This is a genomic window from Rhizobium sp. BK602, from assembly GCF_014195095.1.
GTDB lineage: Bacteria > Pseudomonadota > Alphaproteobacteria > Rhizobiales > Rhizobiaceae > Rhizobium.
Map to the genome: position 1 here is coordinate 171,263 of NZ_JACIBC010000001.1, position 24,434 is coordinate 195,696.

27 protein-coding genes are annotated in these 24,434 nt (G+C 61.0%); 10 read left to right on the forward strand and 17 right to left on the reverse strand.

Going from position 1 to position 24,434, the window contains the following annotated elements; genetic code table 11:
* Nucleotides 1-73: 73 nt before the first annotated feature.
* On the reverse strand, nt 74-1,171 hold the full coding sequence (locus FHX11_RS00825; RefSeq protein ID WP_184354097.1) for a class I SAM-dependent methyltransferase: 1,098 nt from the start codon (nt 1,169-1,171) through the stop codon (nt 74-76).
* Between the two features lie 79 nt (nt 1,172-1,250).
* Nucleotides 1,251-2,138 (reverse strand): prolipoprotein diacylglyceryl transferase, encoded by an 888-nt coding sequence (gene lgt / locus FHX11_RS00830; protein ID WP_184354099.1) that lies wholly within the window; start codon nt 2,136-2,138, stop codon nt 1,251-1,253.
* Nucleotides 2,139-2,394: 256 nt separating this feature from the next.
* Between lgt and FHX11_RS00835 the strand changes: the two genes are divergently transcribed.
* The 4 genes from FHX11_RS00835 (at nt 2,395) to FHX11_RS00850 (ending at nt 4,750) form a co-directional block, all read left to right on the forward strand.
* Complete coding sequence (locus FHX11_RS00835; protein ID WP_184354101.1) at nt 2,395-2,655, forward strand: accessory factor UbiK family protein; 261 nt, start codon at nt 2,395-2,397, stop codon at nt 2,653-2,655.
* Nucleotides 2,656-3,046: 391 nt separating this feature from the next.
* Nucleotides 3,047-3,547, forward strand: a complete 501-nt coding sequence (locus FHX11_RS00840; protein ID WP_184354103.1) for a YbjN domain-containing protein — start codon at nt 3,047-3,049, stop codon at nt 3,545-3,547.
* Nucleotide 3,548: 1 nt separating this feature from the next.
* Nucleotides 3,549-4,385 carry a pyrroline-5-carboxylate reductase gene (gene proC / locus FHX11_RS00845; protein WP_184354105.1) on the forward strand — a complete coding sequence of 279 codons (837 nt, stop codon included), beginning with the start codon at nt 3,549-3,551 and terminating at the stop codon, nt 4,383-4,385.
* Nucleotides 4,386-4,408: 23 nt separating this feature from the next.
* Nucleotides 4,409-4,750: a tRNA-binding protein gene (locus FHX11_RS00850; protein WP_184355739.1), complete on the forward strand. Its 342-nt coding sequence runs from the start codon at nt 4,409-4,411 to the stop codon at nt 4,748-4,750.
* Between the two features lie 35 nt (nt 4,751-4,785).
* Here FHX11_RS00850 and FHX11_RS00855 read toward each other — a convergent pair whose 3' ends face one another.
* From FHX11_RS00855 to FHX11_RS00880, 6 genes are all read right to left on the reverse strand, one after another.
* On the reverse strand, nt 4,786-5,367 hold the full coding sequence (locus FHX11_RS00855) for a DUF1349 domain-containing protein (protein ID WP_184354107.1): 582 nt from the start codon (nt 5,365-5,367) through the stop codon (nt 4,786-4,788).
* Between the two features lie 13 nt (nt 5,368-5,380).
* Nucleotides 5,381-6,760, reverse strand: a complete 1,380-nt coding sequence (locus FHX11_RS00860; RefSeq protein ID WP_184354109.1) for an ATP-binding protein — start codon at nt 6,758-6,760, stop codon at nt 5,381-5,383.
* A 25-nt stretch (nt 6,761-6,785) separates the two neighbouring features.
* Entirely contained in the window at nt 6,786-7,487 is a 702-nt protein-coding gene (locus tag FHX11_RS00865; protein ID WP_184354111.1) for a response regulator, read from the reverse strand.
* Between the two features lie 88 nt (nt 7,488-7,575).
* Complete coding sequence (locus FHX11_RS00870; protein ID WP_184354113.1) at nt 7,576-8,052, reverse strand: MarR family transcriptional regulator; 477 nt, start codon at nt 8,050-8,052, stop codon at nt 7,576-7,578.
* Between the two features lie 497 nt (nt 8,053-8,549).
* Nucleotides 8,550-8,810 carry a hypothetical protein gene (locus tag FHX11_RS00875; protein WP_184354115.1) on the reverse strand — a complete coding sequence of 87 codons (261 nt, stop codon included), beginning with the start codon at nt 8,808-8,810 and terminating at the stop codon, nt 8,550-8,552.
* 246 nt (nt 8,811-9,056) lie between these two features.
* Nucleotides 9,057-9,695: a DUF1236 domain-containing protein gene (locus FHX11_RS00880; protein ID WP_184354117.1), complete on the reverse strand. Its 639-nt coding sequence runs from the start codon at nt 9,693-9,695 to the stop codon at nt 9,057-9,059.
* 281 nt (nt 9,696-9,976) lie between these two features.
* On the opposite strand from FHX11_RS00880, the gene FHX11_RS00885 reads away from it, so the two are divergent.
* A complete protein-coding gene (locus FHX11_RS00885; RefSeq protein WP_184354119.1) occupies nt 9,977-10,621 on the forward strand; it encodes an MBL fold metallo-hydrolase in 645 nt (214 codons plus the stop codon).
* Between the two features lie 59 nt (nt 10,622-10,680).
* Here FHX11_RS00885 and FHX11_RS00890 read toward each other — a convergent pair whose 3' ends face one another.
* The 6 genes from FHX11_RS00890 to FHX11_RS00915 all read right to left on the reverse strand — a co-directional run bounded on the left by FHX11_RS00890 (nt 10,681) and on the right by FHX11_RS00915 (nt 17,239).
* On the reverse strand, nt 10,681-11,106 hold the full coding sequence (locus FHX11_RS00890; protein WP_184354121.1) for a BA14K family protein: 426 nt from the start codon (nt 11,104-11,106) through the stop codon (nt 10,681-10,683).
* A gap of 146 nt (nt 11,107-11,252) precedes the next feature.
* On the reverse strand, nt 11,253-11,468 hold the full coding sequence (locus FHX11_RS00895; RefSeq protein ID WP_004116423.1) for a cold-shock protein: 216 nt from the start codon (nt 11,466-11,468) through the stop codon (nt 11,253-11,255).
* Nucleotides 11,469-11,964: 496 nt separating this feature from the next.
* The gene (locus tag FHX11_RS00900; RefSeq protein ID WP_184354123.1) at nt 11,965-12,855 is read right to left on the reverse strand and encodes a DMT family transporter; all 891 of its coding nucleotides are present in this window, start codon (nt 12,853-12,855) and stop codon (nt 11,965-11,967) included.
* A gap of 99 nt (nt 12,856-12,954) precedes the next feature.
* On the reverse strand, nt 12,955-14,100 hold the full coding sequence (locus FHX11_RS00905; RefSeq protein ID WP_184354126.1) for a PQQ-dependent sugar dehydrogenase: 1,146 nt from the start codon (nt 14,098-14,100) through the stop codon (nt 12,955-12,957).
* Between the two features lie 111 nt (nt 14,101-14,211).
* On the reverse strand, nt 14,212-14,853 hold the full coding sequence (locus FHX11_RS00910; protein WP_184354127.1) for a class GN sortase: 642 nt from the start codon (nt 14,851-14,853) through the stop codon (nt 14,212-14,214).
* Nucleotide 14,854: 1 nt separating this feature from the next.
* Nucleotides 14,855-17,239 (reverse strand): marine proteobacterial sortase target protein, encoded by a 2,385-nt coding sequence (locus tag FHX11_RS00915; RefSeq protein WP_184354130.1) that lies wholly within the window; start codon nt 17,237-17,239, stop codon nt 14,855-14,857.
* A 458-nt stretch (nt 17,240-17,697) separates the two neighbouring features.
* Between FHX11_RS00915 and FHX11_RS00920 the strand changes: the two genes are divergently transcribed.
* From FHX11_RS00920 to FHX11_RS00930, 3 genes are all read left to right on the forward strand, one after another.
* Complete coding sequence (locus tag FHX11_RS00920) at nt 17,698-18,900, forward strand: pyridoxal phosphate-dependent aminotransferase (RefSeq protein ID WP_184354132.1); 1,203 nt, start codon at nt 17,698-17,700, stop codon at nt 18,898-18,900.
* Between the two features lie 85 nt (nt 18,901-18,985).
* On the forward strand, nt 18,986-19,252 hold the full coding sequence (locus FHX11_RS00925) for a type II toxin-antitoxin system prevent-host-death family antitoxin (protein WP_184354134.1): 267 nt from the start codon (nt 18,986-18,988) through the stop codon (nt 19,250-19,252).
* A complete protein-coding gene (locus FHX11_RS00930) occupies nt 19,249-19,635 on the forward strand; it encodes a type II toxin-antitoxin system VapC family toxin (RefSeq protein WP_184354136.1) in 387 nt (128 codons plus the stop codon). The genes FHX11_RS00925 and FHX11_RS00930 overlap by 4 nt, the downstream gene beginning before the upstream one ends.
* Before the next feature lie 69 nt (nt 19,636-19,704).
* On the opposite strand, the gene FHX11_RS00935 is transcribed toward FHX11_RS00930, so the two are convergent.
* Nucleotides 19,705-20,802 carry a calcium:proton antiporter gene (locus FHX11_RS00935; RefSeq protein ID WP_184354138.1) on the reverse strand — a complete coding sequence of 366 codons (1,098 nt, stop codon included), beginning with the start codon at nt 20,800-20,802 and terminating at the stop codon, nt 19,705-19,707.
* Nucleotides 20,803-21,032: 230 nt separating this feature from the next.
* Between FHX11_RS00935 and FHX11_RS00940 the strand changes: the two genes are divergently transcribed.
* Nucleotides 21,033-21,314 carry a DUF2188 domain-containing protein gene (locus FHX11_RS00940; protein ID WP_184354141.1) on the forward strand — a complete coding sequence of 94 codons (282 nt, stop codon included), beginning with the start codon at nt 21,033-21,035 and terminating at the stop codon, nt 21,312-21,314.
* A 99-nt stretch (nt 21,315-21,413) separates the two neighbouring features.
* Here the strand turns inward: FHX11_RS00940 and FHX11_RS00945 are convergent, their stop codons facing one another.
* Nucleotides 21,414-22,301, reverse strand: a complete 888-nt coding sequence (locus FHX11_RS00945; RefSeq protein ID WP_184355741.1) for a LysR family transcriptional regulator — start codon at nt 22,299-22,301, stop codon at nt 21,414-21,416.
* A 94-nt stretch (nt 22,302-22,395) separates the two neighbouring features.
* On the opposite strand from FHX11_RS00945, the gene FHX11_RS00950 reads away from it, so the two are divergent.
* Complete coding sequence (locus tag FHX11_RS00950) at nt 22,396-23,370, forward strand: SDR family oxidoreductase (protein ID WP_184354143.1); 975 nt, start codon at nt 22,396-22,398, stop codon at nt 23,368-23,370.
* A gap of 9 nt (nt 23,371-23,379) precedes the next feature.
* Here FHX11_RS00950 and FHX11_RS00955 read toward each other — a convergent pair whose 3' ends face one another.
* Nucleotides 23,380-24,183: an aminoglycoside phosphotransferase family protein gene (locus tag FHX11_RS00955; RefSeq protein WP_184355743.1), complete on the reverse strand. Its 804-nt coding sequence runs from the start codon at nt 24,181-24,183 to the stop codon at nt 23,380-23,382.
* Nucleotides 24,184-24,434: the final 251 nt, after the last annotated feature.

Here is a 24,434-nt window from a genome sequence, read left to right on the forward strand (position 1 = left end):
AAGCGGTTCGATTTGGTGGGGATGTTGGCCCAGCCATGCGCGCTCTGTCAATCCGCCGGCGTCCGTCCCTTGCTCAGCGCGCCGGGCGGAAGGGCATGAGATCGACCGCGGGGCTCGAGACCGCGAGCACCTTGAAAAGCTCTCCCATCTTGCCTTCGCCGGCGCCGGCAAGCCGTTCGACGGCGGTGCGAATTCCCTCCTGCGTGGTGGCATCGCGGTCGCGGCCGAGGCTCGCGGCGCGCTCCAGCAGGCCGAGGCCGAGCAGAAAATCGCCCTGATGGCAGCATCCGTTGATATGCAGGCCGGAGGCGAGCGCCGTTTCGGCCAGATGCTGGAAATCGACATGGCTGGTGAGGTCGGCCTCGCCGGGGTGATCGAGCGGCGGGTCGTATTCATGCATGCGCACGGCCTGCAATGTATCGCCGAAGCCGGTCGCCATATGTCCATAGTCGATGGCGAGCGCGGTGCCGCCATCGGCGGAGAGCCGGTCGCAGATCGTCGTCATCACCGCTTGCCGGGCAGGGGCAATCTCGAAGATCGTGCCGACCGGCGGCAGCGGCCCTTTGGGAAGCAGCTCCGGATCGAGGCTCGCGACGCCGGCGGCGAAGGTCAGCTCATCATCGGCGTCCAGTCCGACCATGCGCTCGCGGAAGCCGTTGGCGGTGCGGACGAATTGGCGGATGGGAATGGCGTCGAAGAGTTCGTTGGCGGCGAGCAGGGTAAAACCCGCCGGCACGTCGCCGAAATCCGAATGCCAGGAGATATTGTCGCCATGCTCGGCCAGCGTCTGGCGTTGAAAGCCCTGCAAGCGCTCGCTGGTTTCGACCAGATGCACGCTCATGCCGGCATGGAGGGCTGGCGCCAGCTTGGCGATGACGCGCAGCATGTCGGCCATCATCGTACCCCGTCCGGGACCGATTTCCACCAGGCGGACATCGGCGGGCGTCCCATGGCGCTGCCAAGCATGCACCATGAAGATGCCGATCATCTCGCCGAAGAGCTGGCTGATTTCGGGGGCGGTGACGAAATCACCGAGACGACCGAAGGGCTCGCGGGTCTTGTAGTAGCCATGCTGGGGATCGGCGAGGCAGAGCGAAAAATAATCGGTGATGCTGACCGGTCCGTTGTTGCGGATGATGGCTTTGATTTTTTCGCCGAGCGCGGTCGTCATTATTTGGTCTCGCTAATGCATGGTTCCGAAAAAGTATAAGGCGGTTTTCGGAATGACCATACGATATTTCATCCAGAGCTCAGGCCGTCGCGCCGGCAGCGGCATGGCGGGCGCGAAGCACGGCCCAGAGGCCGATCGCCACCATTGGCAGGGAGAGCACCATGCCCATGGTTAGCCAGTTCGTGCCGAGGAGATAGCCGAGCTGGCTGTCAGGCTGGCGGAAGAATTCGACAAAAATACGTGAGAGCGCGTAGCCGATGATGAAAACGCCGCTGACGGTGCCGGGCTTCTTCAGCGCCAGCGCCCAGCGGGTGAGGGCGAACAGGACGAGGAACAGCACGATGCCTTCTAGGCCGGCCTCATAGAACTGGCTCGGATGGCGGGGATCGAGGCCGGCAGGGCAGATGCCCTGGTTGGCGGCGGCTAGATGCGGGCTGCAGAACACCATGGCCCAGGGAACGTCGCTCACGCGGCCCCAAAGCTCGCCATTGACGAAATTGGCGATACGGCCGAAGAACAGGCCGATGGGCGCGACCGCGGCGACGATGTCGAACATGCTCCACATCGGAATCTTGTTGCGCCTGGCAAAGAAAGTCATGGCGATGGTCGTGCCGACCAGCCCGCCATGGAAGGACATGCCGCCCTTGTTGATCTGTATGGCCCGGATCGGATCGGCGATCACTTTGTCGAGATCGTAGAACAGGATGTAGCCGATGCGGCCGCCGAGGACGATGCCGATGGCGACCCAGAGAATGAAATCGTCCAGATGGACGCGCGTCATCGGCGCGGTGTCGTTCAGCCAGAGCTTGCCGTTGTCGACCAGACGGCGGGCATAGAGCCAGCCGAGCAGGATGCCCGCGACATAGGCGAGGCCGTACCAATGGATGGGCCACGGGCCGAGCCAAAAGGCGACCGGATCGATATCGGGGAAGGGCAGGATGGCGGCGAGGTTGGCGGAGGTCAGCAAGATTGTCGGGTCCGTTAGAGCATGAGTCCCAAAAAGCGGGTGAGGTTTCGGGATCGGAGCATGCTAGTCCAATGTGCGCGGAACATGGCGGTCGCTATCGAAACGGTCAAGTCGATATTCTCACGTCGCTCCTCGCGCGCCGGCTTGTCCCGGCCTATCTCAATTTGCTTGCATCGGCCCCTGGGAAATCCTACCTCATCCCTATCTGGCCCTTTATGATGCCGTCCCATGGGCCGACGGCCGCAAGGAGATCATTATGAGCACTGGACCGAACCGTATCATGGACGAATTCGCCAAGTTGATGACCGATGCCGCCGGTGCTGCCCAGGGCGTGCGGCGCGAGATCGAAACGGCCTTCAATGCCCATGCTGAGCGCTGGCTGAACAGCCTCGACATCGTCAAGCGCGAGGAATTCGAGGCCGTTCGCGAGATGGCGATCAAAGCGCGCGACGAGAACGAGGCGCTGCTGGCCAGAATCGAGGCGCTCGAAGCGCGTCTTTCCGCGAAAAGCAAGTAAGCGCGATTAATTTTGCTAGAAATCGGTGCGGCAGGGCCCTGCCGCGCACTTTTCCTCTAAAATTTTCGGTGGTTTTTCCACTTGTGGACACTGGCAAAAAAGCCAATCGCCAGAGTCATTTATGACTCCCTTCTGAATAGACGCCGGAAGAGCTTTCCACAGCACCCTTCTCCAAAATCTCCCTTGAGGGGCTGGCATGCCGGGCATGCCGTTATACACTGATTTTAAATGATGATTCGAAACGGACTTGGTAAGCTCCGGGCAGGGTGGATGCGTTAGTCTGGCAGCCGTTCAACATCATCCCGAAGATGTTTCCGGAGTAAAACTGTTTGCGTTCTTTCAGTGTTCGAGCACGGGAAAGCTGCATTCGTTCCGGTCAAGAAGGTGCTGCATGAGCCTTATGGAAATGGAAGTCGAACGACAGTCGAATCCGGTCGATATGATCGAATTCGTGGCCGCCAACAACGACTGGTCGTTCGAGCGGTCGGGCGAAGACGAAATCGCCATGACCGTCGAGGGGAAGTGGACGGATTATCATGTCTCCTTCTCCTGGATGGAGGAATTCGAGGCGCTGCACATAGCTTGCGCCTTCGACATCAAGGTTCCGGATATCCGCGTCAACGAGGTCATCAAGCTCCTGTCCTGCATCAACGGGCAGGTGCTGATGGGGCATTTCGACCTGTGGCGGCAGGAGGATATCGTGATCTTCCGGCAGTCGCTGCTGCTGTCGGGCGGCGCCGAGCCGACCAACCGGCAGGTGGAAGTGCTGCTCTCCAACGCCCTTGACACCTGCGAGGCTTACTATCAGGCTTTCCAATTCGTGGTGTGGTCCGGCCTCGACGCCAATCGCGCCATGGAGGCCGTGCTGTTCGAAACCGTGGGCGAATGCTGATATGACCGCCGCATCCTCAAGCCTTCTCGCATCGTCCGGTGCCATCATCCTGATCGGCGCCGGCAATATGGGCGGCGCGCTGCTGACGGGCTGGCTGAAGAACGGCGTGCCGGGTTCTTGTGTGATCGTGGTCGATCCGCAGCCTTCCGAGGCCATGTCGAAGCTGATCGGCGATGCCGGTGCCAGGCATGTGACGAGCGTGCCGGCCGATATCAAGGCCGGCGTCCTCTTCATCGCCGTCAAGCCGCAGGTTCTGGATGCGGTGCTGCCGCCGTTCAAGCAGGTGGTCGGCGCGGATACGGTGGTGGTATCGATCGCGGCGGGCAAGACGCTGGCATCCCTTGAGGCACATCTTGGGAAGGCGGCGATGGTGCGCGCCATGCCGAATACGCCGGCCATGGTCGGCCGTGGCGTCACCGGTGCCTTCGCCAATGCCGAGGTCGGCGAGCGCCAGCGGCAACTGGTGAACGATCTTCTGAAAGTGTCCGGCCCTGTCGAATGGGTGCCGGAAGAGGCCGATATCGATTCCGTGACGGCGGTGTCCGGCAGCGGGCCGGCCTATGTCTTTTATCTCGTCGAGTGCATGGCGGAGGCGGGGCGAAAGCTCGGTCTGCAGGCGGACCTCGCCATGCGGCTCGCACGGGAAACTGTCGCGGGGGCTGGTGAATTGTTGCATCAGTCCCCCGATGACGCTTCGCGCTTGCGCCAGAACGTGACCTCTCCCGGTGGAACGACAGCGGCGGCCCTTGCCGTCCTGATGGCGCAAGACGGCATGCAGCCGCTGTTCGATGAGGCGCTGGAAGCAGCGCGCAAGCGCGCGCAGGAACTGGCGGGCTGATTTCAGGATAAAAGGACATGCCCATGGCGGAAGAGATCACCTATGGCGATTTCGAGCGGGTGGATATCCGTGTCGGCACGATCATCGAGGCTGAAGCCTTTCCGGAAGCGCGCAAGCCGGCCTACAAATTGAAGATCGATTTCGGGCCGGAGATCGGCATCAAGCGTTCCTCGGCGCAGATCACCGTGCACTATACGCTGGAGAGCCTGATCGGCCGGCAGATCCTCGCCGTCGTCAACTTCCCGCCGCGCCAGATCGGCCCCGTCCGCTCCGAAGTGCTGACCCTCGGCTTCGAGGACGAGAATGGCGCGATCGTGCTGGCGGCGGTGACGCAGCCGGTGCCGAACGGCAGGAAAATGATGTGATCCTGGCCTTTTCCCGTTGGGGAGAAGGTCATCCGTCAATGGATATCCCGCGACAGCGGATCACTCAGTCTGAAATCCAGAAACTCCGCTTCAAAACCCTCGCGCTGCGGCGAGCAGAAGACGGGACCGACCGAGACGTCCTCCAAGGCCGGATCGAACCAGGCGAGCCGGGCCATGCGCCACTCGCTCATCTTATCGGTGCGGTACTGGATGAACAGCGCATCGCCGTTGCGAGTCACCCGCACGGAGATGGCGTCGAAATCGTGATCGAGGCGAAAGGCGGACCAATCGGAATTGCCGTTGGTGACGACGACGCTGAAATGTTTGGCGCCGTCGGTAAACTCGATCCCGCATTTCATCCAGCGCGTGGCGTCATGGCGGACCATCAGGCCGGCCTGGTCGTAGAGCTCGCGATACTGTCCGACAAAGGTGATCTCGGCGGTGAAGTCGCCGCGGCGCGCCTGGCCGAGGAAGTGGCCGTCGTCGTGATGGAAGCCGTAATAGGTTGCCTGCCAGAAATCGGTCTTGTCGCCGGAGCGGACGGACAGGCGGCCGTGGTTCATTTCCCAGACTGGCGGGGGATTGAGCCAATGCATGTCGTTGATATCGATCGGCATACGGCGCCTCTCCTCAGGCGGGAATGCGGATGGTGGCGCGCAGGCCGCCGAGTGGGCTGTCGCCGAGCGTGACATTGCCGCCATGGCTGCGGGCGATATCACGGGCGATGGCAAGGCCGAGGCCGGTGCCGGACTTGTCGAGATTGCGCGCCTCGTCCAGTCGGAAGAATGGCTTGAACACGTCCTCGCGGGCATTGGCGGGAATGCCGGGACCGTCATCGTCGAAAATGAGGGTCAGCCATTTCGCGCTGTGCTTGGCTTCGACATGCAGCGTCCTGGCATAGCGGCGGGCATTCGAGGCGAGGTTCGTCACCAGTCGCGTGAAGGCGTTCGGGCGGACGGAGATTTCGTCGTCGCCATCGATGGAATAGGTCATGGTCTGGCCGTGCAGCGAGAAATCCTGCTCGACCTTGTCGAGTATATCGCTCAGCCGCAGCTGGCCGACATCCTCTTCCGCCTCGCCGCGGGCGAAGGCCATATAGCCTTCGAGCATGCTCTGCATGTCCTCGACATCCTCGTTGAGGCCGATGAGATCCGGATTGTCGCCGACAAGGGCGAGCTGCAGCTTGAAGCGGGTGAGCACGGTGCGCAGATCGTGACTAACGCCGGAAAGCATGGCGGTGCGCTGCTCGATCTGCCGCTCGATGCGCTCGCGCATCAGGATGAAGGCAAGGCCGGCGCGGCGGACTTCATCGGCACCGCGTGGCGAATAATTCTCCAGCCGCTGGCCCTTGCCGAAGCTTTCGGCCGCCTGCGCCAGCGCCAGGATCGGCCGGATCTGGCCGCGCAGGAACAGCACGGCGATACCGATCAGCACCAGCGACGTGCCGACCATCCAGAGAATGAAGATATGCGTGTTGGACGCATAGGTCTGGCTGCGCTTGGCGAAGACGCGCAGCACCTTGTCCGGCAGCTTGATGCGGATTTCGACCAGGCTGGAATTGCCGACCGTATCGACCCAGTAGGGCAGGTTGATCTGTTCGCGGAGTTCGTCGCTCAGGATGCCATCCAGAATGGAGAAGAACGGTTTCTCCCGCGGCGGCGGCAGTTCTCCGCCCGACTCGATGGAAATGCTGAGGTCGAGCTTCTGCCGCGCCATCTGGGTGACTTCGGAATAATCCGGGTCCTGCGGATAGGTCTGGATGATCTCGATGATGGCGGCGATGTCGCGCACGGTGGCCATCGACAGGCGCTGCGTCACCATCTGCCAGTGACGTTCCATGAAAACGATGGTGACGACACCCTGCAGGATGATCATCGGCAGGATGAAGATCAGCAGCGATCGGGCATAGAGACCGGTCGGCAGCCGCCGGCGCAGCCAGCGCGACAGCGGGCGCAGGCCGTTCGAGGGCGTATGCTCCTGATCGCGCCTGATCGAGTCAAATGTCACCATCGCCGCGAACCCCAGGGAACTGACATCAATCTATGCTCAGGCGGTAGCCGATGCCGCGCACCGTCTGCAGCCAGATCGGATTGGCCGGGTCGTCCTCGATCTTGCGGCGCAGGCGGTTGATCTGCACGTCGATGGTGCGTTCGCCGACCTCGGCGTCGCTGCCGATTAGCTCATGGCGGGGAATGGTGTCGCCGGCGCGCTTGGCGAAGAGCAGCATGATCTCCTGTTCGCGGTCGGTCAGGCGGATGAGCTCCGAGGCCCGCTTCAGCTCCTTGCGGGTCAGCGAGAAAGTATAGGGGCCGAACATCACCTGTTCGATCTTCGGCGCATCGGCCGGTGTGTTGCGCCGGAGGATATTGCTGATGCGCAGCACAAGCTCGCGCGGATCGAAAGGCTTCGGCAGATAGTCGTCGGCACCCGCTTCCAGCCCCGCGATGCGTGCGTCGGCCTCGGCAAGGGCGGTCAGCATGATGATCGGGATGTTCTTGATGGCGCGCAGGCTCGATGTCAGCGATATGCCGGATTCGCCCGGCATCATCACATCCATGATGATCAGGTCGAAATCGAGACCCTCGAGCTTGCGGCGGGCCTCGGCGCCATCGGCGGCGGCCGTCACCCGGAAACCTTTTTCCATCAGATAGCGGTTGAGCAAGGCGCGGATGCGGGTATCGTCATCCACGACCAGGAGGTGAGCGGCATCGTCCGAAATTATTGTCTTTGTCGTCATTCAATCCGTCTCGTTCTTGTTCCGTCTATCCGATCGAGATGATCCCGTGCCAAATCCGTATGGGCATTTTCCGATACGAAATCACATCTCAGTCCTGCATTCCCCTCAGGAACCGTTTGACGCTTTCGCGCGTCGCCTCGGAGGCACCTTCGAATGCCCGTTCAATACGGCGCGATTGCGGCTCGGCCAGCGCCAGGGCCAGATCGCGGCCGGCCTGGGTCGGATAAAGCTTGCGCTGTCGACGATCCTCGGGCCCGGCCACCTGACGAATATAACCTGAATCGATCAATTGTTTGAGAACCCTGGCCAAACTCTGCTTGGTGATCTTCAATGTTTCCAAAAGGTCCGCAACCGTCATGCCGGGTTCGCGGTTAACGAAATGGACGACGCGGTGATGCGCGCGCCCGAAGCCGCTCTTGTCCAGGATCTGGTCCGGATCGGAGACGAAGTCGCGATAGGCAAAGAAAAGCAGCTCGATGATCTCGAAATCGATGATCCCGACATTCCCCATCGGCGTTGCCAGCAAGTCCGGTTTCGCCGCTTTATGGTTCATCTGTCGTGTCACCTTGGCATTTCCTTTCCTATTTTGGGCCAGTGGGAAACCCGTGCCGAGAATATGTCAGCCTCATTGACATATCCTGTGTCGTGACAAGTTTCCATCGATCCTGAATGGCCCCACGGATCGCCATCATCTGCAAATTAGGCCGGGCCTGGCGAAACTCCAGCGTGTTTCGAATTTTCCCCCCTGTTTTGTGGAGGAGGCGAAACAGCGACAATAAGCGACAATCGCAGCGTTGGGTATGATGGATTGGGTCTGCTTCATTGGTGGTCGAGCGACAGGGATATCGAATACCGGTGGCAAGCAAAGCTGCCCGGCGCCAGGTTGACGCCTGCGTCGTGGCGAGCACGCCACGAAAGCTCATGGTATCGTCCATCAGCAAAAGCGATGAACGCTTACGAAGGAACGTCCATCGGTTGTCATGTCCAGGAAGCAGTTTCCGGAATGAGCGACAAGGCCGGATGCGGACGGCACATCCGGCCTTGTCGGTCCATTGTCCTGTCTTACTTGCGGCCGAGCACCGCGCCGACGATGGCCGAGAGCACGCCGCCGGCGACCAGCGAGGAAAGGCCCTGCGCAATATAGCCGGTGAGAGCTTCGCTGCCGATCAGGTTGAGGAGGAGGCCGCCGCCGAGACCGCCGATCGCGCCGGCGATCGTTCTGGCGACAAGATTGATCCCTTCCTGCTTCAGGACGGCGCTGGCTCCGTTACCGCCGATAGCGCCAGCAACCAGCTGCGTGATGATAGGCCCCAAACTTTCCATGATTACCCTTCTCCCGTTGTTCCGGAAGCCATTTCCGGATGCCGTCGCGCCGCGTCCCGGATCAAGCCTCGGGAGTGGCGGTAATCCTCAGTCATATAAGAATTACATCATGCACCGGTCGGTGGAAATAGAAAGGCAACTCCAACGGGAGATTTCTTCGATAAATCAGGGGAAAAGCTGCCTGAGCGGGCAGGCGGCCACCCGGCCGCTTGCGATTTTGACCTATTGCTGCCGTTGAGGCGCGAATCACTGGTAGACATAGACGATGCGACGGGTCTCCGGATCGACCAGGACCGGCTGCCTATTCACCTCGACGTAGCTGTATCGATAGTCCGGTATGCGATGAACCGTCACACTCTGCGGAAGCGTGGCGCCGATCACGACATTGCCCCGCAGCCGAACGGTTTCGGCCGGGTTCTCGGCAATATAGGTCTGGACCTCGCTTGGCGGCGTGATCGCCACGACATTGCCGTTGTCCTGATCGACGGGGCCGATCAATTCGTCATCCGGGCCGGGCTGCGCCGTCTGGACGCTTCCGGTTTGTACGGGGTCGGTCTGCTGATAGGAGATCACGGGTATGCCGAGATCATCCCGGTGCTGTTCCACGACCAGCATATTGCCGTTCTGCTCGACATTCAGATATTGCGCGTAGACCCAGCCGCGCATGCCGTTGACGTCGACGCGGCACCAGCGGCTGCCTTCGATGCAGCCATCCAGGGTAGCTTCGGAGCCGCGGGTCGCCATGCCGATGGTCGGATATTCCTGGCCGGGGCCGGAGCGAACTTCCATGTCCGTGGCGGTGGTCGCGGACATTTCGGCCTGCGCCAATCCGGCGCTGCCGACGAGAACGAGGCTGGCCAGCAGCAGGTTTTTCTTCAAGGGCATAGGCTTTCTCCTTTGCAATGGGAGCTTGAATGTCAAACGCCCCGAATGCTTGAGTGTTCCGCTGGTGGCCGTGACCGCCCATGTGCCGTTGGAGGGAAATCTCGTAACAGGCTGTTTTATTGTCTCTTTTAGAAAAATTTGTGGAGTTTGGTCCGATCCGGACGATCGTCCGAATTGGCGACAAGCGTTCGCCGGCGGCGCCATTTTCCGGGCGAGGGGCTGTTTTACCGGGTGTTTGTGATTATACCGGCAGCACGGATATCAAACAGACGAGGCGCTTCATGGGCATGCTCCAGGCCGGCATCATTCCGGTGACACCTTTCGAACAGAACTGCACCATCCTGTTCGACCCGGAGACGAAGGAAGGAGTGGTGGTCGATCCTGGCGGCGATGTCGATATCATCCTGCAGACCGTGCGCGAGAACGGGATCACCCTGAAGGCGATCTGGCTGACGCATGGTCATATCGATCATGCCGGCGGCGCCGACGAATTGCGCGCCGCACTGGGGCTGGAGGTGATCGGGCCGCATGAGGATGATTTGCCGCTGCTGCAGGACATCGAAGGCAAGGCCAAGATGTTCGGCATAGAGGGCGTGCGCAACGTCGTGCCGGATCGCTTCCTGAAGGATGGCGACAAGGTTTCCTTCGGCGATCATGAATTCGAGGTTTTCCATTGCCCCGGTCATGCGCCGGGTCACGTCATCTATTTTAATAAGGCGCAGAAATTCGCGCATGTGGGCGACGTGCTGTTTCAGGGTTCGATCGGCCGTACCGATCTGCCGGGCGGCAATCATCAGCAATTGCTGGATTCGATCCGCGACAAGGTGTTCCCGCTGGGTGACGATGTCGGCTTCATCTGTGGGCATGGTCCGGGCGGCCAGATCGGCGAGGAGCGCCGGACAAACCCGTTCCTGCGCGGTCTCTGAAAACACAAAAAGCGCCGCGATTTCGCGGCGCTTTTTCATGATGTCAATCCGTTCGGCGATCAGTCGGCCGTGCAGAAGTGGCGCATGCCGTCATAGCCGACATAGGTGCCGCTGCGGCCGTCGAAGCTTCTGTAGCGATCGTAGCAGTAGCGCATCCACTGCGACGACCAGGGGCGCAGGCCGGCGGACGGCGGTGCATAATAGCTGACATCGCGCTCGACATAGACGCGGCGCGGCGGCGCGCGATAATAATAGGCCGGGGGCGGTGCATAGTCGGGATCGACATAGACCGGCTCTGGTTCGACATAGCGCGGCTGGTTGGCGATGGCGGAGCCGACGATCAGGCCGGTTGCGAGCCCTGCGGCGCCGAGCGCCCAGCCATCGCGGCGATGCCAGCGATCGTCGGCTGAAGCTGTGGAGATGGAGGTCAGCGTCAGAGCTGCCGCCATGGTGGACATCAGGAGGGTTTTGCCGAGCGCGTTCATTGGTCTATCCTCTGAGGGAATCGGGAAGATCATGTTCCCGATCTTGCGTTAGGGGTAGACTAGACACGGCAAGCTGAATGCAGACTGAATGACAAAACCCGGCATCTCTGCCGGGCCTCAACTCGAAAGATAGCCTCTAAGTGCTCTCAGCCGGCAATCTGCAGATTGACGGCCTTCGGTCCCTTGCCGCGGCGATCCGGTTCCGTGTCGAAGCTTACCTTCTGGTTTTCCGACAATCCTGCCAGACCAGAAGCCTGTACTGCGGAAATATGCACAAAGATGTCCGCGCCACCCTTGTCCGGTTTGATAAAACCGAAGCCCTTATCGGTATTGAAAAACTTTACAGTGCCAGTCTCGGCCATGCGTCAGGTCCTTTTCTCTCTGCCCACCATCCACAAGGGCAGCATTACGTGTATTGCCCTTGCGGGCGCTTGCAGGCAGTTGTCGCAATTTAAAGGAAAAGGTCCCTATACCTCGGCGTGGTCATGAAGTGATATCCGCGTATCGTTCCCCAACCAGGCTGACCGGAATATTAGCGTTCCCGGCGCGCAATTTCTTAGGACTTCCCATGCTCTAAAAATGCCCGAACACCGTTGAGAGTGCTGTGTTTATTGGGAATTGGCAAGCAAAAGTTTTCTAACGTCCAAAAAGGGGCTTATTGCCGTAATGCAACCCTGCTAAAGCGATTCGCAAATTTTCCCTCGCGGCCACGAATTTCTAAGGTTTTTGTATCGTTTGCGATATAAATTTGACGAGATTTTCCCAAATAGGATCTGAAAAATCCGTTTTTTCGAGCATTCGAAAAAATTTCAGCGATCGCCGTCTGAAACAGCCATAGCGAGTAATTTTACCGGTTTTTTACGCGGTGACGCTGCGCCGGCGCGTCAGTTCGGGCACCAGCTCCACAGCGAGCATGGCGGTGAACATCAGAGTGCAGCCGATATAGCCAAGCGGTCCCATGGTTTCACCGAGTAGCAACGCCCCGAGAGATGCACCGAACAGAGCCTCTGACGAGAGGAAGATCGCGGCTTGCGGCGCGGTCGTATAGCGCTGGCCGATCACCTGCAGCGCAAAGGCGAGGCCGGAGGAGAATATGCCGACATAGAGGATCTCGCCGAGCGCCGCGCGGATAGCGGCGATGCTGATCGGCTCGAAAATTACCGCGACGGCCAGAGTCAGAATGGCGGTAACCGCAAATTGCGTGGCGGAAATGCCGAGCGGCCGGCCGGTTTCACCGACCGACGCGCCGGCGAGCGTAATTTGAGCCGCCCAGAAGAGGGCGCAGACGACCGTCAGCATGTCGCCGATCGTCAAGTGCGCCAGCGAGCCGCCGGACAGAAGGTAGATGCCGCTCAGCGCCATCAGCGCCGCGGGCCAGATCACCCAATGCGGCTGGCGACGAAAGAAGACGACGGCGATCAGCGGTACGAAGACGACATAGAGGCCGGTGATGAAGCTCGAATTGGTGACGGTCGTCGTCAGGAGCCCGATCTGCTGCGTCGCCGCGCCGCCGAAGAGCGCCAGGCCGATGAGCAGAAAGGAGAGCCGGTTACGACGCGTCAGAGGCCTTTCGACCTTGCGGTTTTCCATCCAGACGAAGGGCAGGACGACGATGGTGGCGACGGTAAAGCGCAGGCCGATGAACCAGAATGGTGCGATCGCCTTCATCGCCGTCGATTGCGCGACGAAGCCGCCGCCCCAGATGGCGGCAGCCAGCAACAATACCAAATTCGCCTGTATGCGAGTCATCTGCATCCTGCGGGTGGGGGAGAAAAGGAGGGCGACCGTTAGCAGCTGCCTTTTGCCGGGGCAAGGGCGAAACCTGCTGTGAGGCGCCCGATCCCGCCGCTATCGCGTCGCCCTGGAGACCCGCAGCAAGGCACCATTGTCCTCGTCGGTGGTGATCAGCAGCGCGCCGTCCGGGGCGACGACGATATCGCGCAATCGGCCGAATTCGTCTTCGAACAGGCGCTCGCGTTCGACCACCTTGCCGCTGCCGTCGCGCTCGAGGCGCGAGAGCAGCTGGAATTTCAGCGCCGTGACCAGGAAGTCACCGTTCCACTCCGGAAACATCTTGCCGCGATAGATGGCGATGGCGCCGGGCGCGATCGAGGGGTCCCAGTAGAAGATCGGTTGTTCCATCCCCTTCTTCTCGGTGCCGATGCCGATCTTGGTGCCGGAGTAGTTGCGTCCATAGGAGATGACCGGCCAGCCATAATTCTTGCCGGCTTCCGGCGTGTTGATCTCGTCGCCGCCTCTGGCACCGTGTTCCGCCGTATAGAGCTTGCCATCGGCGGTGTCGAAGGCGATGCCCTGGGGATTGCGGTGCCCCTTGGACCAGATCTCGGGCAGGGCTTTGCCGCCGTCCTTGAACGGATTATCGGTGGGAATGCCGCCGTCGGCCTTGATATGGATGATCGAGCCGGCATCGTCCTCAAAATCCTGGGCGCGATCCTGTTCGCCGCGATCGCCGAGGCTGACGAACAGGCTGCCGTCCCCGGCAAAGGCGATACGTGCGCCATATTGGATATTGCCGCGCGACAGCCTGTTCATCAGAAAGATGCGCTTCACCTCGCTCAGGCGCGTCTCGTCGGGCGACAGGATGGCGCGGAAGACGGCGGTGCCGCTGCCGCCATCTCCTGAAACGGAGGCGGTGAAGAAGATGGTGCGGTTGCTGGCGAATTTCGGATCGAGAGCGACATCCAGCAACCCACCCTGGCCACGGGCATGCACCTCCGGCACGCCGGCGATGGGCTCTGATACCTTGCCGTCGCGGATGATGCGCATGCTTCCCGGCCGCTCCGTGACGAGATAGGCGCCATCCGGCAGTGCCTCGACGGACCAGAGATGATCGAGGCCGGTTGCGATCGTTTCCACCCTGACCGTGACCTTCTGTGTGTTGACGGTCTTGTCCTCGGCGGCCAAGGCGGCGTTTGCGGTCAGCACGGCAGCAGCAACAAGGGCAGCGGCAAATCTCGCTTCGTGAAGGCGCATCGATCCAATTCCTCCCTGGCGTGGTTGCCCCTGCAACGTGGGGTGGATGGATCGCGGTTCAAGGCGGGCCAGGGCGTCGATAACGTCTTTGTGTCCGCAGGCAGGGTCTGCTTACCCCTTGGACCCCGGCTCGACCCGCTCCGCGTCGAGGATATAGCGCAGCGGCCCGCGCGTGGCGGCGTCGAAAGGCCAGCAAGTGGCAAGCGCCAGGTGATGGCCGGGCGCGGCCGGGTCGATGCCGTTTTGATCCCATCGCGCGACGCGGCCGTGGCCGGCGCGGAAGGTGACCACCTTGCCGTCGCGGCGCGTGACCTCGATCAGATCGCCGGGCCTGACGTCCTTCAGCCAGCGAAAATGCGTGTCGCGATGAGCGGCGATGACGGCGGTGCCCTCGTCGCCTGGCTCAGGCGTATCGGTCAGCCAGCCCGGCCCGAAGGCCAACGCTTCACCGCTGGCGCCGGTGAGCACGATTGCTGCGGCACGGATCCGTGGCGCGCGCACCTCGGCCTCAGTGGTGAAGTCTGCCCAGGGCCAGGGTTTTGCATCTTCGCCGCGCAATTCGGCGGCGAAGGCGCGTTTCAGGAGGATTTGCGACAGCTCGGCCTTGGCCTTGATGTAGAGCCCATTGCCGAGAAAGCTCAGACCCACGAGGGCAAGGGCCGCAATGCAGGCGAAGACGAGCTTTTCGAGACGGCTGAGCCCGTTCTCCCCGAAGGGAGAAGGGGAAAGCGTGGTGCGTTCCCCTTCCGTCATGTCACGACCGCCCGAAGAAGCGGCGGCGCAGCTGCATCAGCCCGGCGGAGATTGACGCGAGCGCGATGAGGAGCAGGCCGATCATGATGTTGCGCTCGGCCGGCGTTGCGGTTTGCGGCAGGTTGACGTTGGAGGTCGCCTGGCGGGCGATCATCCCGGCGGTGGCCGGCGTCGGCGCGGCTGCTATCTGGCTTGCCAGCTCGACGCGCGCCCGCAGGTCCGGTGCGGATGTTCCGCCGGCTTCGTCACTATCGACGTCGTCGGGGCTGACGGGATCGACGGAGGCCTTGTGCTGGCCATTGGGTGCAATGACCGGGCTTTCGCCTTCGCCGAAGACCTTGCCGAAGTCCCAGCCGGCCGGCAGGTTCAGCGGCAATTTGGCCGAGCCAAGGGGCTGGTCGTCCGGACGCGAAGGCGTCACGTCGACGGCAACCAGGCTGGTGACCCGCGAGACGAGATGATGGGCAAGCGCCACCGCCTCGACCTGCTTGTCCAGCACGGCCCTATCCTGGATCTCGTAGGCGCGGGCTTCGATGTCGTCGATCTTGCGGCGGGCCCAGAGCTGCGAAATGCCCTTGCCGTCGGCGGCATTGGCGATATCCATCTCGACGCGCCAAGGCTGGTCGCCGGTCTTGCCGACGATCTGCAATTTGCCGACTGGTTGCGCGTCCGCAAGCTGCGCCGTCAGCACGACCGGCTCGCCGGCATAGAGGTCGGGCATCGGGTTCGGCGTGATATTCTCGGCCTTGGCGTCGGCGAAGGTCGCGGCGATGTCGGTCATGGCCGGATTTTCGAGCTTGTTGAATAGTTCGCCCATCCGCTCGGCCACCTGATCCTGCGAACCGATGGCGGTATAGGTGCCGCGGCCGACTTCCGCCGCCTTGGTCATGAAATAGGTATTGGGCGCCGACCCGATGCCGACGGTGAAGACGCGGGCGTCGGCGCGGTTCTGGCTGATCTCCTGAAAGAGCTGCTGTTCGTTGCCGATCGCGCCGTCCGTCAGGAAGACGACCTGCCGCAGGGCGCCATCGGCGACCGGCCCCTGATTGCGCAAGGCATCCGACAGGGCAGGTAGCATTTCCGTGCCACCATCGGCGGTCAGTCCCCTGACATAGGCGATGGCCTTTTCGCGATTGTCGGGCGTGGCGGTGACCAGGTTCCCGAAATAGTCGGTCATCGTGTCGTCGAAGCGGATGACGTTGAACCGGTCCTCGGGCTGCAGTTTGGAGATGGCGAGCGCCAGGCTGGTACGGGCCTGCTCGATAGAGGGGCCGGACATGGAGCCGGAATTGTCGATGACGAAGACCACCTCGCGTTTCGGCTGCTTGGCCGCCGCATCCGGCGCGGTCGGCGGCGTAACGAAGGCGAGGAGATAGGTCTTGCCGTCCTTGGTCTCGCGGAACAGGCCGGCGCTCGGCGTCTTGCCGGGAGCAGCCTTCCAGGTCAGCTCGAAATCGCGGTCGGCGGGAGCGGCCTCGCCCTTCAAGGAGATCGTGCGATCCTGCGGGCCGTTTTCGGCGATATTGATCTCATGAAAGGCGGACTTCACCTCGCCGAGCGGGAAGCCGGCCTTGAGATGGACCGTCAGCGCGACCGGATTGATCTTGGCGTTTGCGCGCGGATCGAGGACCGGCGCTTCGATCTTCTGGCGGTTGGGCACCGGGTCCTGCGGCACGGCGAAACCGGTGCCGTTGTTGAACTCGACGCTCTGGACGATCGGCTGCGGATTATAGCGCGGCGCGACGACCGTGGGGAAGCGAAGCGAGAATTCGCCCGATGATTGATGGACGGCCTGCTGATATTCGATCTGCACGACAATGGTTTCGCCGGGGCCGATATTGGCCACCTGGTTGGTGAAGATGTTCGGGCGCTGCTGCTCAAGCAGGGCGGTTTTCTTGCCCTGGGCCTTGGCGTCCTCATAGATCTGCCGCGCTTCCTCGCGCGGCTTGATCTGGCCTTCGATGAAGCGGTCGCCGATCTGTATCCGCAAGGTGTCGACCGCCGCGCTTTCCGGCAGCGGGAAGACATAGGTGCCTTCGACCCAGCCCTTGCTCGGGTTCTGGAAACGCTGCGTGACCTTGACGCGCGAGACGGGGCCGGTGACGTCGATCTCGACATCGGTCTTCAGGCGCGGTGCCTCGACATAATAGCCGGGCTCCTTGGATGGGAAGAGCAGCGAGCCGCTATTGACGTCGTTCGGACGGATGAGGCTGGCGAGCTGCTGACCGGATCGATCCGGCGGGGCCGCCGTCTCGGCGCGTGCCACCGTAACCAGGCTGAAGAGCATGGCCGTCAGGGCGGCCAGGGCTGTCATTGCGATGGAGAAGGAAGAAAAGAGATTGCGCGCTTTCAGGCGCGTGGTTGCGCATTCGTCATCCAGAAACATGATTACCCCCTACGTTACTGGCTGCGATTACACGATAAGAGTGTGGGAAGCGGGCCGCTTCAGGACCGAATTGCGGCGCCGTAAAGCATTTGTTAAGGTTAATTTGTGGCGGCGGAGGCGTCAGGCGATCCATCTGATTTTTTGGAGGAAATCGGCGCGACTTCAGAGATTGAATCAGGTCGTTGATGCAATGAATCAACTTTCGTGCAGAGCGTTCCGTGTCTGCCCGCCGTTTCGATGCCCCTTTCAGCCGGAGCGTGTAGAATGTCTTCGTCCTGGAAAATGGCGGGCGTATGGCGACCCAACGAAAACGTGTGGCGTGCAGTCTACGGCGCGCGAAATAACGTCGCCATGACGCCTTTGTGCTTGAAACGGCGGCCTACATTCGACATAGAGCTTAGCGCAGAAATCTGGTCCACAGGCTTTCTGCCCAGTTCAACCGATTAGGACCGATCATCATGGCCTTTCTTGCCGACGCTCTTTCCCGTGTTAAGCCTTCTGCCACCATCGCCGTTTCCCAGAAAGCGCGCGAGCTGAAAGCTAAAGGACGCGACGTGATCGGCCTCGGCGCCGGCGAGCCGGATTTCGATACGCCCGACAATATCAAGAAGGCCGCCATCGACGCGATCAACCGCGGCGAGACGAAGTACACGCCGGTCGCCGGCATCCCGGAACTGCGCAAGGCGATCGCCGCCAAGTTCAAGCGCGAGAACAACCTCGACTATGCTCCCGAGCAGACCATCGTCGGCACGGGCGGCAAGCAGATCCTGTTCAACGCGTTCATGGCGACATTGAACGCCGGCGATGAAGTCATCATCCCGACGCCCTACTGGGTATCCTACCCGGAGATGGTATCGCTATGCGGTGGCACGCCGGTTTTCGTCGAGACGACGCAGGCCAACGGCTTCAAGCTCCAGCCCGCCGATCTCGAAAAGGCGATCACGCCGAAAACCAAGTGGTTCATGTTCAACTCGCCGTCCAATCCGTCGGGCGCCGCCTATACGCATGCCGAGCTGAAGGCGCTGACGGACGTGCTGGTCAAGCATCCGCATGTCTGGATCCTGACCGACGACATGTACGAGCACCTGACCTATGGCGACTTCAAATTTGCCACGCCAGTCGAAGTCGAGCCGAGCCTCTATGACCGCACGCTGACGATGAATGGCGTTTCGAAGGCCTACGCGATGACCGGCTGGCGTATCGGCTATGCCGCTGGCCCATTGCAGCTCATCAAGGCCATGGACATGATCCAGGGTCAGCAGACCTCGGGTGCGACCTCGATTGCTCAGTGGGCAGCCGTCGAAGCGCTGAACGGCCCGCAGGACTTCATTCCGCGCAACAAGAAGATCTTCGAAGGCCGCCGCGATCTCGTCGTGTCGATGCTGAACCAGGCGAAGGGCATTTCGTGCCCGGTTCCGGAAGGCGCCTTCTACGTCTATCCGTCCTGCGCCGGTCTGATCGGCAAGACGGCGCCGAGCGGCAAGGTCATCGAGACGGATGAGGACTTCGTGTCGGAACTGCTGGAATCGGAAGGTGTGGCCGTTGTCCATGGCTCCGCCTTCGGCCTTGGTCCGAACTTCCGCATCTCCTACGCGACCTCGGAAGAGCTTCTCGAGGAGGCTTGCCGCCGCATCCAGCGTTTCTGCGGCGCTTGCAAGTAAGCGAATAGCTCACTCAAATTGAAGGAGGCCCGTCAGCGATGGCGGGCTTCTTGATTTTGTAGCTACATGTAGCTACTTTTAAGCCATGAAGACAGTTGCTATCCGGGATATGAAGAACAGGTTGACCGAACTTGTCCGCGAAGTCGAGGACGGAGAGGTTATCGTGGTCACCAGAAATGGCCAGCCGGTTGCAGATCTGGTGCCGCATAAGAAACGCGGTGGCCTGAATCTGGAGGCGGGCAGGGCGTCCCTCCGCGCGAAAGGGGTTCGCAATCCGATCCCGTTCATCGCAGATGATTTCGATGAGCAACTGCCGGAGGATTTTCTTTTGAGGCCGTTGCCGGAGATATGAGGGTCCTTTTCGATACTCATATTGTTTTAGCCCTCCTCGGGGATGTTCTTGAAAAGGAGTATCCTCGTATGGCGAGCCGGCTGCTAGACCCTGCTACCGTCAGTTTCGTCAGCGTCGCAACGCTCTGGGAGATGGCGATCAAAACCAGATTGGGGAAGCTAGATCCGGGAATGCCTTTGGAAGACATTTCCGGGCACCTGGAAGAGTTCGGAGTTACAATCCTTTCGATTGAACCTTCGCATGTCTTGACGGCAGCCGATCCCGAACCGGCGACGCGTGATCCGTTTGACCGATTGCTATTGGCCCAATGTCAAGTCGAGGGCCTTAAACTGGCAACGGTTGATCGCGCATTGGCTCACCACCATTTGGCTTTGAAAGCGTAGCGCTAAGATTTTGAATCAACGGTCTCTTATTTCGATTCCGCTCCTCGACATAACCTACTGAAATCAGACTCAAAGTCCCAATATTGTTAGCATGATGAAGGTGGCGAAGAGGATGAAATGGGTCATGCCTTCGATGGCGTTGGTTTCGCCGTCATTGAGGTTGATGGCGGCGGCGATGAGGGTGATCATGATCATCACCGTTTGCACCGGCGTCATCGCCATGATGAAGGGCTGGCCGGTATAGAGCGCGATTGCCTCCATCACCGGCACCGTCAGGATGACGGTCGAGAGCGAGGCGCCCATGGCGATGTTGATCGTCGCCTGCATGCGATTGCGCAGAGCGGAGCGCAGTGCCGTCAGGATTTCTGGCGCCGCGGAAATGGTGGCGACGACGATGGCTGCAATTGCGGGCGGCGCGCCGCTATTGTTGAGGCCGACATCCATGAAGGCGGACATGAATTCTGCGAGCACGCCGATCAGCACGACGCCGATCAGGATCGTGACGATGGAGGTCACCGTCGATTCCTCGCCGTGATGCTCTTCCTCGGCGCCGTGCTGCTTTTCGATGCGCGGATAGCTGTAGCTGAAGAAATAGCTGTGCTTGCCGACCTGCATGCGCAGGAAGAGAGCGTAAAGCGCGATCATCGCAACGATGGTGAAGGCGGAATAATAGTGCCATTTCGCCTCGGGGACGAATTCCGGCACGATCATCGAAATGCCCATGGCCGTCAGGATCATCACGCCGTAGGATCGGCTGGAGTCGTCATTATAGGGTTGCTCGCCATGCTTCAGCCCGCCGATCAGGGCGGCGAGGCCGATGATGCCGTTGATGTCGAGCATGACGGCGGAATAGATGGTGTCGCGCACGAGCGTCGGCGAGCTTTCTCCGCCCATCAGGATCGCCAGCATGATGACTTCGACGGCGACGGCCGACAGCGTCAGGATCATCGTGCCATAGGGGTCGCCGACCTTGACCGCCAGGATTTCGGCATGATGAGCGACGCGCATGGAGACAAGTATGATGGTGGCGATCAATGCCGCGGCTGCCAGGATCGATGCGGTTCGCCCCATCTCCAGCACGGAATGTTCGTAGAGATAGGCGATCATGCCCACCGCCAGGGCGACGATCAGGAATTTTTCCTGCTTCAGCCAGCTCGATATTGCCAAGATCCCCACCTCTCGCGCCGATTCACTTTTGCACTCTAAATCAATGGTTTCTCACATCAAGCATGTGTGTGGATGACAAAATTTGCAGTCGGCGCGGTTTAATGGAATACTGCGCCGATAGGTCTGCCCAACACATATCGCGGCATCCTCGATACTCGTCTCAGATGGACCGCGGTCCTGCCGGGTAGAGCCCGGACCAAAGGTCTTGGCGGACGGGAAGGAGGCTATGCATGGTCAAGGTCACTTACGAAATCGTGCCGCATGACGGCGGATGGGCGTATCGTTTCCGAGACGTCTATTCCGAGGCATTTCCCACCCATTCGGAAGCCGTGGAGGCAGCCAGGATCGTAGCGGCCGAGCAGCAGGTCGGCGGCGATTCCGCCGAGATCAGTTGGCAGGACGAGCGCGGCAAGTGGCATGAGGAATATGCCGATGGCGGCGACCGGCCGGAAACGGAAGTCGTCGATGGCCAGGTGCATTTCCCACCGGTCGATACGGCGCCTGGTGCCTAGAACGCATGGCGACTTTCAGATTCGCATCTCGCGCTTCAGGCTCTTGATGTTGCGCATGTCGTTGTCGCAAGACCGCTGCACATTTTTGCGCGACAGGCTCTAGCCGCGAATATAATCCAACAACCCGGCCACCAGAGCGTCGAATGTCACGCGGCAGCGTGGCGATGTCCGCAAATTTTCGTGCATGGCGACCCAGGTATCGAGCGAGAGCTCGATGTCGGGAAGCAGCCGGACAAGGTTTCCATCCCTCTTCGCAAGCGGCACCTGATAGAAGCCGATGCCGATGCCGGCGCGCAATGCGTTGTGCAGGACGATGCTGTGATCCGATTTGAAGGCGAAGGAGAGGCCGTCGAACTGGGGATAGCGCTTCATCATCGCGCGGATGAAGGCCGTCTGGCGATCGAAGCCGATGAGCCGGTGGTGATGCAGATCGCCGACGTTTCTGGGTTCGCCATGCCGGGCAAGATAGTGGCGATGGGCGAACAGGCCGAGCGTGATGGTGCCGACACGCCGGGCGAGTAACGCGTCCTGCGCTGGCTCGACCATTCGCACGGCGATGTCCGCTTCGCGCTGCAACAAATCCTCGACGGTATCGGAGGCGGAAAGCTCGATGGCAAGGCCGGGATGGTCTGCCTGCAGGCTGGCCAGGATCGGCGGCAACACTTCCGTGCCGATGACCTCGCTGGCGCTGATGCGCACTGTGCCGCTGACATCGTCACGCGAGCCGGAGGCCGCCCGCAGCAGGGCGGCGGCGGTGCTGGCAAGCGCCTGTGCATGGGGTTTGAGCGCAAGCGCTGCGTCGGTCGGGAGCAGGCCCTGCTGCGAGCGCGTGAAGAGCTGCGAGCCGACAGTCTCCTCCAGCGCGCCGATATGGCGACCGATGGTGGGCTGCGTCAAGCCGAGCTCCCGTGCGGCGGCCGAGAGCGAACCGTGCTCCAGCACGGCGAGGAAGGTGCGGTAGAAGTCCCAGCTCGGTTCCCGTATCATCATGCATTTTTGTATAGCATATGAAATATTTTCGGCAATTTCGTTTATTCATTCCCCGTCGCATAGTCATTTCATCGAACCGATGGAGACGACGATGACTGAGCAGATGGAGAATGGAAGAACAGCCCTCGTACTGGGTGCAACAGGCGGCATCGGCGGTGCCGTCGCACGCGGACTTGCCGCTCGCGGATGGCATGTCCGGGCGCTGAACCGGAATGCCGACGAAGCCGCCCGACTGGAGCCCGGTTTCGAATGGGTGCAGGGCGATGCGATGCGGGCGGGCGATGTCTTGAAGGCGGCGGAAGGCGCCGAGCTGATCGTGCATGCGGTCAATCCTCCGGGCTATCGCAACTGGGCGCAATTGGTCCTGCCGATGCTCGACAGCACAATCAAGGCGGCAAGGGCTGTCGGAGCAAGGATCGTCCTGCCAGGCACAGTCTATAATTTCGGGCCGGACGCCTTTCCCGAGGTGAACGAGGATAGCCCCCAGCGTCCCCGGACGCGAAAGGGCGCAATCCGCGTCGAAATGGAGCGCCGTCTCAAGATGGCGGCCGAAAGCGGTACGCCCGTCATCATTCTGCGCGCCGGAGATTTCTTCGGTCCGCAGGCCGCCAACAATTGGTTTTCGCAAGGGCTGGTGACATCCGGCAAGCCGGTGGGATCGATAAGCTATCCGGGTAAGGCGGGCATCGGCCATCAATGGGCCTATCTGCCCGATGTGGCGGAAACGATGATCCGGCTGATCGAGAAGGCCGATGCGCTTCCCACCTTCGCCGTCTATCACATGCGCGGCCATTGGGATGGTGACGGGCGGCAGATGACCGGCGCCATCGAACGCGCGATCGGACATAGGGTAAAAGTGAAGGCGTTTCCCTGGTGGATATTGCCGCTCGCCGCACCCTTCGTACCCTTGATGCGCGAGCTCAGCGAAATGCGCTATTTGTGGAGCGTGCCGCTGCGGATGGGCAATGACAAGCTGCTGGCCGTGCTCGGTGAAGAGCCGCACACCCCGATCGATGAGGCGGTCAGGGCGAGCCTGATGGCCATGGGTTGCCTGCCGGCGCGCTGATGGCAGCCGTCAGGCGTTGAGCTCATTGAGGGCAATTTCCGCAACCGTGAGGTCCGAATTCGCGTTCTTCGTGTCACCGTCGTCCAGAAACCAGGTGGCAGAAAGTCCGGCATAGGCAATGATCCATTGCAGCAGCCGTTTCGGCTCGAGGCCGGCTTCGGCGCAGACGATCGGCAATTGCCGCTGCAGGCGGCCCGGCTTGGTGACGGTGGGTAGCTCCGGATTGCAGAATATATTGGCGAAATCGAAGCCGCGTTCGCCATGAACGCGCTTCGGGTCGATGGCGAGCCAGCCGCGAGGGCCGAAATCCAGGATGTTCTCGTGGTGGATATCGCCGTGGAGCACGGTCAAATCCCGCTGATCCGCCAGCAGACCCTGCGCGACTTCCGCGCAGGTGGCGAGCATGCCGCCATGGATGAGCGCGGCTGGTTCCAACTCATGGAACCAGCGGTCGAGCGGCACCAGATCGGACGGCAATTCCGCCAGCCGTGGCGCATGCAGCTTCGCGGCTGTACGGCACATGATCCGGCTTGCCGCGTCATCGCCGCCGTCCATGGCCATCGTCAACAGCGAGCCTGGCCCTGTCGCCCGTTCCAGAAGTGCCGCGTCGTCGTCATGCTGGTAGACGTAAGCGGCTCCGTCACCCTCCCACCAGCGCAAGACCCGATTGCCGAACTTCTCGTCGATATTGAGCGCAACCTTCAGCATGGTCGGCTTCTCGCGCCAGATGACGGGGAGGAGATGGCTGGAATGGGTGATGATGGGCTTGCCATCGGGTGTCAGCGACCAACGGTCGACATAGGGTTTAAATATGGCCTGGTTTTGCAATGAGTTCACTGTCATCAAGCCGAGACGCCCTCTCTATCAAAAGGCGAGTGCTGCTCGCCGATCGCCGCAAAGTTAGATGGGGAGCGAAGACTGCATGGCCAAGCCGGAAATTGCTTTTATCAATCGTCGGCATCACGGATTTGGTGAAGGCAGCCTCGCTGCCGTTCCGATCCGTGAGAGGCGGGCTCATTTTCGTCGCAATCATGGGAAGGCGAGAATGTGCCCGTCTCCCAGGC